Annotated in this window: 11 protein-coding genes; 5 read left to right on the top strand and 6 right to left on the bottom strand. The window is 37.7% G+C overall.

Annotated features, from left to right (window positions below; all coding sequences use genetic code 11):
* Positions 1-21: 21 nt before the first annotated feature.
* Positions 22-357 carry a DUF4870 domain-containing protein gene (locus FACI_RS00885; protein ID WP_009886200.1) on the bottom strand — a complete coding sequence of 112 codons (336 nt, stop codon included), beginning with the start codon at positions 355-357 and terminating at the stop codon, positions 22-24.
* Positions 358-580: 223 nt separating this feature from the next.
* Between FACI_RS00885 and FACI_RS00880 the strand changes: the two genes are divergently transcribed.
* Positions 581-1,816, top strand: coding sequence for a glycosyltransferase family 2 protein (locus tag FACI_RS00880; RefSeq protein WP_009886199.1), 1,236 nt, complete (start codon positions 581-583; stop codon positions 1,814-1,816).
* A gap of 4 nt (positions 1,817-1,820) precedes the next feature.
* Here FACI_RS00880 and FACI_RS00875 read toward each other — a convergent pair whose 3' ends face one another.
* From FACI_RS00875 to FACI_RS00860, 4 genes are all read right to left on the bottom strand, one after another.
* Positions 1,821-2,987: a lactate 2-monooxygenase gene (locus tag FACI_RS00875; protein WP_009886198.1), complete on the bottom strand. Its 1,167-nt coding sequence runs from the start codon at positions 2,985-2,987 to the stop codon at positions 1,821-1,823.
* Between the two features lie 54 nt (positions 2,988-3,041).
* Complete coding sequence (locus FACI_RS00870) at positions 3,042-3,869, bottom strand: SPL family radical SAM protein (RefSeq protein ID WP_009886197.1); 828 nt, start codon at positions 3,867-3,869, stop codon at positions 3,042-3,044.
* 5 nt (positions 3,870-3,874) lie between these two features.
* On the bottom strand, positions 3,875-5,104 hold the full coding sequence (locus tag FACI_RS00865) for an Nre family DNA repair protein (protein ID WP_009886196.1): 1,230 nt from the start codon (positions 5,102-5,104) through the stop codon (positions 3,875-3,877).
* A gap of 72 nt (positions 5,105-5,176) precedes the next feature.
* Entirely contained in the window at positions 5,177-5,836 is a 660-nt protein-coding gene (locus FACI_RS00860) for a helix-turn-helix transcriptional regulator (protein ID WP_009886195.1), read from the bottom strand.
* 113 nt (positions 5,837-5,949) lie between these two features.
* Here FACI_RS00860 and sufC point away from each other — a divergent pair, with 113 nt between their 5' ends.
* The 4 genes from sufC to FACI_RS00835 all read left to right on the top strand — a co-directional run bounded on the left by sufC (position 5,950) and on the right by FACI_RS00835 (position 12,332).
* Entirely contained in the window at positions 5,950-6,684 is a 735-nt protein-coding gene (sufC, locus tag FACI_RS00855) for a Fe-S cluster assembly ATPase SufC (RefSeq protein WP_048074108.1), read from the top strand.
* A gap of 5 nt (positions 6,685-6,689) precedes the next feature.
* On the top strand, positions 6,690-9,197 hold the full coding sequence (locus tag FACI_RS10070; RefSeq protein ID WP_009886193.1) for a SufD family Fe-S cluster assembly protein: 2,508 nt from the start codon (positions 6,690-6,692) through the stop codon (positions 9,195-9,197).
* A gap of 31 nt (positions 9,198-9,228) precedes the next feature.
* Entirely contained in the window at positions 9,229-10,443 is a 1,215-nt protein-coding gene (locus FACI_RS00840) for a SufD family Fe-S cluster assembly protein (RefSeq protein ID WP_009886192.1), read from the top strand.
* A 65-nt stretch (positions 10,444-10,508) separates the two neighbouring features.
* On the top strand, positions 10,509-12,332 hold the full coding sequence (locus FACI_RS00835) for an amino acid permease (protein WP_009886191.1): 1,824 nt from the start codon (positions 10,509-10,511) through the stop codon (positions 12,330-12,332).
* Positions 12,333-12,623: 291 nt separating this feature from the next.
* On the opposite strand, the gene FACI_RS09710 is transcribed toward FACI_RS00835, so the two are convergent.
* Positions 12,624-13,328, bottom strand: coding sequence for an SDR family NAD(P)-dependent oxidoreductase (locus FACI_RS09710; protein ID WP_009886190.1), 705 nt, complete (start codon positions 13,326-13,328; stop codon positions 12,624-12,626).
* Positions 13,329-13,368 lie beyond the last annotated feature (40 nt).

The raw sequence follows: 13,368 nt of genomic DNA, 5'->3' as shown, positions 1-13,368 counted from the left end.
AGTTGTAATTATGCAATTATTTTAAAGTTTTGATGCATAATCTGATAGATATGGTATATTTGCATTCATCCCTCTTGAGGCCCTGTAACCGGTGTATATGCCATATAGCCATACCAGAACAAGAATCAGGTCTAATATCCCAGAAATTACCTGCCCACCTACACCTGTTATAAAGATGTCAAAAATTCCGAAGATTATTGATGCAACAATAAGACATATGCCAAGTAAAATAGCCTGTATACTCTGGAACCTGAGCTTGCTGTCTCTGCTTCCATAGAGAATATAAACTAAAAGACCCGTTATCAATGGGATTAAATATGCAACAATAAACATAATATTGTTCTCTTTATGTTCCATTACACTATATCCTAATTGTCTTATTTAAATATTGAGCCTGATGTCTGACAAAAACACTAAATTATATATTCATAATTTAACTGAACACCTAGAATGATGCAAGTGATCATATTAATGTCTGACAAAATCAATATGATTGCATACCTCTAAATCATCATACTTAATAAATGCAATTAAACATTAACTATAAAAATATTTATTTATATGTAAAGCATGTAACCATGTGAGGTTCTTCCTGATAATTTATATGGCGTTGCTTGCAGTTACTGTCATATCCTTTATATATTATCTGTTAAATGCATACTATTCCACATATTACAGGAAAGGGGAAACAATTTCAAATGTTAATCCGGATGAAGCCACTATTGTAATGCCGGTTTACAATGAAGACGTTGAAATTTTCAGGCAGGCTATAGTATCACTCGCACTTCAGGGTTCAAAGTTTATTGTTGTAGGTGATTCAAGCCTTGAACCCTATAAGACTATAACCGAACAGAACGGAGGAAGGTTTATTTATTTAAGCCAGAGAGGCGGGAAAAAGAATGCCCTGGTTCAGGGGATTAAACACGTTTCAACGAAATATGTTATGTTTGTAGACAGTGATACAATAATACCTGCAGATACATTAAAAAGCATGCTTTCTTATTTTTCCAACGGCATAGCCGGAGTGGGTGTAAACATACACATTAAAAATGATGGCACAAATATCTCATATGCATCTGAATTTATTGAAAGGCTTACGGAAATGATATCAAAATCCATGTCAAGGCACGGAAATGTTTACGTTCTGGACGGCAGATGCGCCATGTATATAACAGATGTGGTAAAGCCTTTCATGGTTTCTGATGAATTCCTTAATAAGAAAATTTTTGGCAAGAAAGTTGTCCTTGGAGATGACATGCAATTAACAAGCTTCCTTATTAAAAATAAATATAAAATGATAAAAGATTATGATATTACAGTTGAAACAGAACCGCAAAAAGGCACCAGGAAATTTTTAAATCAGCAAATTAGATGGTCCAGAAGAGGGTGGTACTTCTTCTTTAAAAACCTGAGCGATGGAACAACAAAGAATGGCGGGAAGTTTTACGCCTTTGAAATGTTTTACATATACCTGATACCCATAATTGGATTCATACTATTTTTGTTCCGTGGCATGTTTATCCTTAGATTTCTCGGCCATATTGATTATCTCAGTGTTTCATCTGTAAACTACCTGATAATGGCACATTTATTACATCTTCATTCCCATGATATTCTAGGTTCCTTAATAAATGGAATAATGTATACCCTAGGGGCTATTGGCGATAGCATTTTTGTGGGAGCAATAATGATACGGATTCCAAAGAACAGAATAAGGACACTGGCATACGGGGCAATGGGCCTTGGTGTACTTTTCTTCGTTAACCTTTACGGTCTATTCACATTCTGGAAGCAATCAAAATGGCTAACAAGATAAGAAATTAATACGGGGATTTTTTATATATAGTATGCCTTCCAAGTTGAGAAATCGAGCTATAACCTGATAAAGCCATTTGAAGGTCAAACTCAGCCCTCAATTGATTGAGATACCGTTCTATGCCTCTTTGCCCAGCAACTGCCATTGCATAACAGTATGGCCTGCCTATTAGAACGCCTGAAGCACCAAGAGCGAGGGCCTTCATGGCATCGGCAGCATGCCTGATCCCGCTGTCAAAAAGTATGGTAAATTCCGGCTTATTTTCACCGGTTATCTCATCAAGTGCTTCCAGTGAGGATATTGAACCATCAACCTGCCTTCCCCCATGATTGGAAATTATCACGCCATCTGCACCGTATTTAACTGCAGTATGCACATCTTCTTCTGACGATATTCCTTTGATTAAAATGGGCAGTTTTGTCCAGCTCCTTATTTTCCTGAAGCCATCCCATGTGAACGAAGGGTTGACATAAACCATAAGGAACTCTTCAATTGCGGCCTGCATATTATTTTCAGGTGAAGTTTCAAGCATTTTCAAAAATTCAGGGTCAGTTATGAAGTTTGCAATGCCCTCTCCCTGCAGGAATGGAAGATACGCATTTTTAATATCCTGTTCCCTCCAACCCAGCATTGTTGTGTCAACCGTTACCACTATGACTTTGTATCCGGCTTTTTCCGCTCTGTTGACCATACTCTTCATGACATTTTCATCCTTTCCGGGGTAAAGCTGGAACCATTTCTCGCTCTCCGGGAACTTTGCTGCTATGTCCTCAATGCTGGTTGATGAAACAGTACTCAGTATATATGGCATGCCCAGTGAAGCAGCAGCTCCTGCACTGGCATATTCTGCATCTTTATGTATTATCGATTGCACACCAATAGGTGCTATTATAAATGGTGAATCCTGTTTCCGGCCAAATAGTGTTATGGATTGATTTCTGTTTTCTACATCATGCAGGTATCGTGGCCTTATCCTATACCTGGAAAATGCCTTTATATTTTCTATCATGGTATCTTCCGACCCTGCGGCACCTTCGAGATATCCCCAGGGACCATCCTGCAATGCCATTCTGGCAGAAGACCTCCAGGATTCAAGCGATACAGGAAGATCAGAATCTGCATCCATTTTCAAGTAAATTTTAAGTTGATAATCCAATCCAAATTGTGTCATTATTATTAAAAGAATAAATCCTATTTAAAGGTTGGCTGCTCTAAAAGCCAGGCACTAAAACAATGTCCGGAACCTGCTCTGTGCTTCATATTTCCACTCATCCTCCTCTGATGTACATATAACATTATTTCTCCGGCAGGCTTCTTCGATGGCTCGCCGGAAGCTATTCCACCATTCATTCCCTGTTTTAATATATCCCGTTCCTGCCATATATGGAACGGTGCCTTTAAAATCCTGAAATGAGTCATATATTATTCTTGTCCCTGTTGAAGCACAGAATTCTATTATCCTGTCAATATCATCTATATTGTCGTTTACCCCATTGGCTATGGGCCCTAAATAAAGCCATGTTCTGATTCCGGTTTCAGCCAACTTTTTCAGGGCATTTAAACGCTTAAATGGATCAGGTGCATATGGCTCCAGTATTTTTGAGACTTTTCTATTAATAGTTGTTACTGTAATGCCAACATCAATATTTTTTTTATATTTTTCAAGAATTTTGATATCCTTTAAAATAAGTGGTGATTTTGTCTGGATGGTGACATAAAAACCATTCTTCACCAGTATTCCTATAGCCTCTGGCACTATTCTGTATTTCATTTCAATAGACTGGTAAGGGTCTGTAATTGTTGATATTCCAACTATTCCCTTTTTATATGTTCTTGCCTCATGTTCCAGTAATTCAATTATATTTTTTCTGACAAAAACTACCTTCCCCCAGTTATTAGCCGCTTCTGCGGGTGACATATCTATTGCATAACAGTAACGGCAACCATGAAAGCATCCAAGATATGGATTAAATGCATAATCAAGCTCAGCCATTCCTGATTTACCCAGTGCATGTTTTGCATTTGTTTCAATTATTTTTATATTATCCGGCATATTTATCAGTAATTATCAAGGCTGGACACAAGATATTTTAAATTGTTTGATTTTGCTTTCCATGCCTTTATGTCAACCTTTGTAAATTTTCCAACATATTTTATTGCATCCTGTATATTATCGAACTTCTCCGGCTTTCCTTTAAGCAATTCCCTGACATTTTCCCTTACATACCAGACCCCTACAGGTATATTAAAACCGGGATATATCTCCCTCCAGAGCATCGCTGACCCGGTTCTTTTGATTTCCCTGTATTTCTCTGCAACAGCAAGCCTGGAAGAATAATAACACCCGCCTATTCCCGGATATGTCTTCCTTCCGTAATACCCTTCATAGTCAAGTTCAACTTCAACAGAATCGCCAAAACTATTCCATGTGCTTCCCGGGAACCATGATTCGCCCCATTCAAACATCCACTGACCAGGTGCCAGTATTGCTATAAATAAATTGCCTGAGGTTTCCCTTATGTAAACTTCAAATTCATCTATTTCCCTGTAATCCTTTATCTCTTCCACTAAATTATCAGATATTGATTTATCCGTAGCCGTTATTGACCATCTGGTTGGCACTATCCTCCTCTTTTTTCCTGTTCCAAGGGAACCTGAACTGAGGGCCTTGGAAATCCCATTAATTCCCATTCCCCTTTCATATAGCTTCAGTATTCCACTTCCTGCCTTCAGGTCCTTATCATAGTATATCTTTTCAATCCTGTTATCTATATGGTAATTCCCGAATTTAATGCTCTTCAGTGGCGATGATGGCCCCATAGGCGTTATATTTTCATCAAGCACAACATTATCTTTAAATGATTTTTCCACAGTCATCTCAACATCCACAGGCCTGGATGATAATGAGCTTATCTGGATTTCCTGGAGCCTGTAGTCCGGGTCTGAAGCCTTCGTTGCTTCAATTTTAATTCCACCCCTTAAGAGTGAAAGCCTGCTGGAGAGAAACTCATTCAAATCTGTGGAAAGCCATTTTGACTCGTCCTCCATATAGGCTGTATCACCGGAGAAAGGGGGTGTTGACGGATAAATATTAATTTTTGGGTAGCCATACCTGCCAACAAAGAGCGATGGCGGTGAGGAACCTGAAATTGAATTTCCATTGAATGTATAAACTTTTTTAACCCTGTCCACAATAGAAACAGGGCAATATGAAAGACCGCATAGCATCTTTGCACCGCGGCATTTTACGCATAACGATGGTGGAATTTTAACCAGCTTTTTTCCCATGTAACCTTATTAATTCTAAATACTATATTAACCCTTTTCAATATTGCCAGCTTCTATAAACTTTATATTTTATTATGGAGAAAGTGTAATTTCAACAACACATTTATTGTCCCCATCAGGAAAATTCTCAATTAGCTTGAAACCTTCATTTGAAGTGTTAGGCAGCATTGAACCTTCAAGTGAGCCACAGACCATGTCTTTATTATTTTTTGCCAGTTCGTAGAAAATACAGTTATGCCTGATGATTTTAACTGTGTCATGATCCACTTCCATCTTTGCATAATAACCAAGCTTGTTCAGAATATTAACGTATTCACCTATTTTTTCAAGTTTTTCTTCCCTGTTCAGTGATGTTAGCGACATGTTATCTGATGTAACTTCCTTTATAATGTCTTCTGCCATCCGCATGAGAATTTTATTTAATCCTACAGTCCCCAGTTCTCTCTCTACTTCTTTTAAAAGCATAGATGAAAAATTGATATACTGTTTTGGGAAAATTTGCATTCCATTCTTTGTTAACTTATAATATTTTTTTGGCCTTCCTGTTTTAGCTCTGACAAAATAAGATGAAACAAGATTATGTGTTTCAAGATAATAGATATGCTCCTGGACTGCATTTTTGTTAATACCCATAATCTCGGATAATTGATCGAGTGTTTTATCATCGTATAGTAGAGAACTGAGTATAGTGCTTTTGCTATTGCCCAGATAATCATTAACTATTACTTCCATACAATCACTAAATATATATTCTAATTTAATATTTATACTTATATGTACTTTAGTTACTTTATACATAATAAAATGTTTAAATACCAATTTGTAATGAATCTATAATGACAGATATGGCACTCAAGATAGAAAATCTTAAAGCCGAAGTAGAAGGCAAAGAAATACTAAAGGGTATTGACCTTACTATTAACTCAGGCGAAATTCACGCTTTAATGGGTCCTAACGGGGCCGGCAAAAGTACCCTTGGTGAGGTACTTATAGGGCATCCTAACTATAAAATCACAGGCGGAAAGATCCTGATAAATGGCAGGGACTTGACAAACGCCACGCCGGAAGAACGTGCCAGGGCAGGTTTATTCCTGGCTTTTCAGAATCCAATTAGCATAAGTGGGGTAAAAATATCTACTTTTCTTAGAATGGCATACAATAATCTATATCCCGATGAAAAGATGCCACTTAAGGAATTTTTTAATATGGTCAAAACTGTAATGAAAGATGTTGACATGGACGAATCCTTTATATCAAGATCTATAAATGATGGCTTTTCCGGGGGAGAGAGAAAGCGTTTTGAAGTTCTACAGATGGTTATACTGAAGCCAAAAATAGTAATACTGGATGAAATTGATTCCGGACTTGATGTGGATGCACTGAAACTTGTATCAGCTGAAATCAAGAAAATGCATGATCAAAAAGTAGGATTTCTCATAATTACACATTACCAGAGGATATTAAAGGACATTATCCCTGAATTTGTCCATGTGTTAAAGGATGGCAGAATAGTAATGAATGGTGATAACAAAGTATCCGATAGAATAGAAGATGAAGGATACGACTGGATAAAGGAGTGATAAAAATGGAAGACTACAATAAAGATGAAGAAATAGAAAAACTTACTGAAAGTTTAAAGCACAACAAAAAGTCAGATTTTGAATTCCACGATACAATAAATCCCGTTTATTCAACAGGAACAGGTTTGAATAGAAAGACCGTAGAAGAAATATCAGATATCAAGCATGAACCTGACTGGATGAGGAGGAGCAGGCTTAAAGCTCTTGACATATTCCTGTCGAAGCCAATGCCAACATGGGGGCCAGACCTATCAGGAATAAACTTTGATGAATTAACATACTACTCAAAGCCAGGGGAAACAAAAGCCAAAAACTGGGATGACGTGCCTGATAAAATCAAGGAAACATTCAATAAACTCGGCATACCACAGATGGAGCAGAAATATCTTGCAGGGTCTGTTGCCCAGTATGATAGTGAAGGCGTTTACGGCAGCCTGAGGAAGGAATGGGAAGACAAAGGCGTAATATTTACCGATCTTGATACCGCTGTACAGGAGCATCCTGACCTTGTGAAAGATTACTATTGCAGGGCCATTCCACCCAGTGATAATAAATTCGCAGCTTTAAATGGTGCTGTATGGTCAGGAGGGTCATTCCTTTATGTCCCGAAAAACGTTACAATAGATATGCCATTGCAGACATATTTTAGAATGAATGGTGAACAGAGCGGACAGTTTGAACATACTATAGTTGTAGCTGATGAGGGTGCAAAAGTCCATTATATCGAAGGCTGCCTGCCTGAGGATGAATTGATCAGCCAGGGCGATAAATTTGTGCCAATAAATGAACTATTGACAGATGATTCAGTAGTCTCAAACACCGGCAATCAAAGAAAGATTACACGCAAATATGTGCATCCATACAGTGGCTTGATGTATAAAATAACACCATTATCACCTGGAAATGCTTTCAGGGCAACATCAGAACATCCTGTTCTAAGTATAAAGAAAGAGGATGTAACGTCAAGAATAAGGGATGGGCATTACGAAATATCAACAAAAAAGCTGATGGAAGCTATACCCGAATACAGAAGAATGGATGAATTGAGCGAAGGAGACTTTATCGTTTACGTATCGCCTGTTGAAACAGAAGATGACGCTTCCATAGATGAGGATATGCTTAAAATCCTTGGCCTTTATACCGCAGAAGGTTCAATATCATTCAATAAATCTCTGAATTTATATCAGATGTCTTTCTCATTCGGTTTATCAGCAAAGGAAGAAAAAATTGCATATGAATTGTATAATATCATAAAAGAGAAAGGCGAGCGGGCGAATATATTCAAAGCAGATAAAAAATATTACACAGTATCGACATACTCAAAAACACTGATAGACTTCTGCTTAAATAATGCTGGAAAGTATGCGGACAAAAAGGCATTCTCTGAAAAAATAATGAAACTGCCACCGGAAAAACAGAAACTATTGATCGATTATTACCTGAAGGGCGATGGCAATGTGTACATTAAAAAGGGCAAATCAAAAATGATCCGTGCTGGCACGGCTAGTAAAATACTTGCATTGCAGCTACAGGAAATGTTATCGAGAAATAACACATTTGCCAGCATAATGATAAGAAAAGCTTCAGACGATGTAATACTGGGTAGAAATATAAAAAGAAAGGAACAATATATCGTAGAGTATACAGAGAATATAAAATTCAGCAGGGTAAGGCATAAGGATAACTACTATTATGTTCCCATAAAGAAAATGGAAGCCGAAGTATATGACGACATTGTATACAATATGGAAGTAGAAACAGACGATTCCTATCTGGTAAAAGGATTCGCAGTCCATAACTGCACTGCTCCCAAATACAACACAAGTTCATTGCACACCGCAATAGTGGAAATATACGCCAGGAAGAATTCTGATGTAAAGTACACAAGTGTACAGAACTGGTCCGATAGTGTATACAACCTCCCTGTCAAAAGGGCATGGGTTGATGAAAATGCCCATATGGACTGGGTAACAGGTGAACTGGGATCCAAAGTAACCATGATATATCCATCATCATACCTCAGGGGGAGGGGCGCATCCACATCAAATCTCCAGATAACCCTTGCAACGAAGGACACATTCAAGGATGCAGGAGGAAAGGCATTGCACCTGGCACCGGATACCACATCCAGAATAGTATCTAAATCTATCAGCCTTGATAACGGGCTTACCGCCTATAGGGGCCTTGTAAGGATGAATGAAGGTGCAAAGCGCGCTAAAAGCCATGTACAGTGTGATGCACTGTTGATAAATAGCGATTCCAAGAACTACACATATCCCTATGATGAGATATATGAGCCAACAGCAGAATTCAGCCATGAAGCTACTGTAGGAAAGATAGGTACAGATGAGCTTACATACCTGAGATCCAGGGGATTGAGCGAAGATGAAGCTTCATCCATGATAGTTCTAGGGTTTATGGATGATATTATGAAGGAAATCCCTATGGAGTTTGCCGTGGAAATGAACAGGCTCGTAAAACTCGAAATGTCAAAAATGGGAGCTGTGGGATAAACCATTTTTTTAATTTATACCGGTGATTAACATGATAGAGAATTATTTAGAAACATTAAATCAAAGATTTAGAGATTTTGACATCGAATATAGAAAACAGGCTTATATTTATTATTTAAAATATCCAGACCCGCCTTACAAGGAAAGCCCGGACAAAAAAACTTATGTAAATATTACTGAAAAAGACCTTGAAAGGATGGCATATGGTGAGCTCTCAGTTTCTATCAAAAAAGAAGAAAAAATTGATAGCAATTATGATCTCGTTGTAACCGATTCTGATTTTATTATAAGCAGGCAAAAAAAGGAAGTATATATTTCAAATATGAAAACTGCATTTGAGGAGAAAAAGGACCTGTTCAAAAAGTATGTTGACCAGCAGTTAGGCAAATATAATCGGGAATACCTGATCAATTTTTCCTATGAAAACGGATACTTTATACATTTCCCTGATAATACCACCAACGATGTGAAGATAGAATCAATACAGGATTCCAATGCGTCATTTGCCTTCAAAAATGTTATCATAGTTGGAAAAAATGCATCGGTTGAGATCACAGATGTATATAAGAAACACAATAAGGGAAATGGCGTCCATGGAAGGAATATATACATATTCTGCGGGGAAGGTTCCCATGTGAAATACAACTATGTCCAGGATGAGGGGGAAGATACAGTCAACTTAACCTATGTAAGACCGGTTCTTTACCGTGATTCAGAAATCAGGATAATAGATGTTAACGCAGGCGCAAACAAGGTCTTTTATAACCACGAAAGTGAAATGTACGACAACACAACAATGAAATCATATGGAGTCAATGTTTCAAGGGGTGACCAGGAAATGGATATATGGGACTCAAGTGTGCAGTACGGAAAGTATTCAAACTGTGATATAAATATAAAGGGCGTTGTTCTGGATAGGAGTTCCACCATGCATAGGGGAAATATAGATATAGAGCCTGAAGGTGTAAAATCATCTGGATTTTATGGTTCAGCCATATTGCTTATGTCCGAAAACGGAAAGGGAAACTCAAAGCCAGCATTATTGATTAAAAACAACGATACAAAGTCAAAGCACTCATCATCAATATCCAGCCTTGACCCGGAGCAGATATTCTACCTGAGATCCAGGGGATTGAGCGAGGCGGAAGCAACTGATATGATCATAAATGGCTTTACAGGATATATTGAAGATATAACAGACAACGAGTTCCTTAAGGCCACTATAAAAGATATTTTAAAGCTTTAATTTAATTAATGAATTTTATTTCTGTAAAAGATAAACTTTTATAACATTGATATACTTATGAACGGATGACAGAAACGTCACCGCAAAACGGTGAACTTACAAGGCACTTAACTTTCAAGGATGTTTTCTTCCTTTCATTCGGCGGCATGTCTCCACTTTTAAGTATACTCACATATGCTGCCTTCGTAATAACACTGGTGGGATATGACGCTCCAATAGTCATGGTCATTGGTATGCTCCTGGTGCTTGTAAACGGGCTCGTTGTAACACAATTATCCAAAAGATTTTCGTCATCTGGTGGATATTACACATACGCTTTTCAGGCATTATCTGCAAGAATAGGGTTTGATACAGGGTGGATGTACATCTTCTATTCTATCCTATACGCCCTTGCTTATCTTACCGGTGCAATATTTATAATTGTCACCGTACTGGGCATTTCAGAGTATTATGCCTTTCTTCTCATAATAATTCCCTCTATTACATTCCTTATTGTAGGAATAAAGCTTTCTTCCAGATATGCACTCTATGCCGTAGCAATTGAAATATCTCTCATGCTGGCTATAGTAGTAATATCATTTGTAGTGACAAAGGGTGCTGCATACATTCCAAATCCAGCCGTATACCACATCAGCGGTGGCGATTTTGCCCTCGGGATATTATTTGCCATGGGAATTCCTACAGGGTATGGTTCCATAGCACCGGTATCAGGCGAGGTGTCCAATCCGAAGAAAGTTGTAGGGCGTAGCGTTATATCTGTTATACTAATCGGTGGCACCCTGGCAACATTGATGATCTATGCATTTGCCAATCTCATTCTGCAGAATAACATCATTATCCCTACAAGTGATAAATTGCCGGTTATAGGTATTATCCTGCACAATTTCGGAAAATACGGAATATACCTATACTATGCTGTAGCAATTGCAACCATCAACGATGCTATATTAGCTATACTTTCATTCGGCTCTGCAGCATCCCGTACATTTTTCAGAATGGGATATGATAAATCTTTCCCCTCTATTTTCGCAAAAAAAGTAAAAGACAATCCTATTGTTGCCAGTTTCGCAGTGAGCGCTATAATGGTTGCACTTCCATTGCTTATTATGCATTACATAACAGTAGAAACCGCTTTTATATTACTTGGAACAATATCTGCCCTTGGGGGATTATTTATACACGTCAGTGCCAATTTCTCCCTTATCAGAATAGGGCTAAGGCGTGGAAGAAGGCTGATATCACGTACACAAAAAGGCATATACTCTTACATAAAAGATTTTAAAGAGGTAATACTCGCCCTGGTTGCAGCTATTATCAGCTCTATAGTGCTTGTCTATTCAGCATATTCTACTGTATCATGGTACACATTACTATTTCTGGTCTGGATTGTGGTAGGATTTATATTGTCCGAAGTAAAAGCAATTACATTGAAAACATCGGATGATATGATGGATATAAGCAAAGAAGGAAAAATACTTGCTGAAAATCTAATGAACATAAAGGTTATGGACGCAAGAATCCCTGGACTTGATGTAATTGTTGGAATTAACGATCCATTAAGGGCTGCTCTGGAAAAACTACTTTCTAAAAACATACCCTATGCAATAGTTCTTGATGGGAACATGAAGCCTGTTGGAACTTTGTATGTAATCGACATACTTCTCCTCCCTAAAGACGCCATCGATCGTGGGAAAGTAAATCAGATGCATCTTGAAAAAGTTGTCAACATAAGTGTTAATGATGAGGTAACAGACGCTGTCAGAATTCTCAAGGAAAATAATGTAAATATCCTCTCAATTGTTGACGGGTCAGGAAAATGTACAGGCACAATCACAGAGAGGGAAATTCTATTAAAGCTCGCGAGTACGGATAAGCCCGCAGTTGAGTAAATATATGTCCACAACTCCAGTGCTTGCCCGTGGCACTAATATAGATGTAATTTAAGCGGTATACACAATATGAGCAAAAGAATAATTATCGGGTATGAATCTCCCGGTTTCGTGTTCTTCAAAATCTAAAAAAATTCGGAAAACAAGGAACCGCAAATAGACATAGAGGTTAAAATTTTGATTAACTTTTACATAAATGCACAAAATATTTTAATAAATATATTCATTGATTTGATTGTGTAATATAACAGGAAATACTGTGTTATTAAACCCTTTACTGTAATTATACATTTATATGCCAGAATTCAAATTTATGTCATGGCCCCCGGCTACTGGTATAATCTCTCCTGTGACCATTTCAGAGTTGATCAGAAATTCTATAGTTCTGTTAATATCATCTGGTGGATATCTCCGGGTTATTCCAAGTTCTATATTTGATTTCATTTCATCATCATCTTTTCCAATGAATCCCGGAGCAACACCATTTACTTTTATGTTATATTTAATAAGTTCCCTGGCGAGGCTTTTTACCATGTAATAAACTGCCCCCTTTCCTGCTGCATACCCAGGATTTGAATTATAATACACATTTTCTGACGCGGAAAATCCTATTATGGAGCCATGTTTTTGCCGTTTAAGCAAAGGAATTGCTGCACGGGCAATGTTGTAAAATGTCCTAGCATTATTCAAAATAGCCTCCATGAACATTTCTGGCTCTGTTTCTTCAATACTTTTATTTGAATAATAATTTCCTGCTACATTGATAACCGCATCTATGCCTCCCATTGATCGATCCGCTGCCTTAATGGCTTCCACGCATTGTGGATATGAATTCAAATCTGCATTATAAAACTCGCATTCAGTTTTACCGGCAACTTCTCTTACATTGCTTCCACGGGATATTAGAAAAACGTTGTAGTCTCCACCTTTGAGATAATATGCGAGAGAACTACCCATTCCCTTTCCAACACCTGCTATAACAATATTCGATTTCATAGTTAAATATGATTATGCTGTATATATATTTACTAGAAAT

The organism is Ferroplasma acidarmanus Fer1 (assembly GCF_000152265.2).
GTDB classification, from domain to species: Archaea; Thermoplasmatota; Thermoplasmata; order Thermoplasmatales; family Thermoplasmataceae; genus Ferroplasma; species Ferroplasma acidiphilum.
This window is presented reverse-complemented; position numbering and strand designations above follow the sequence as displayed.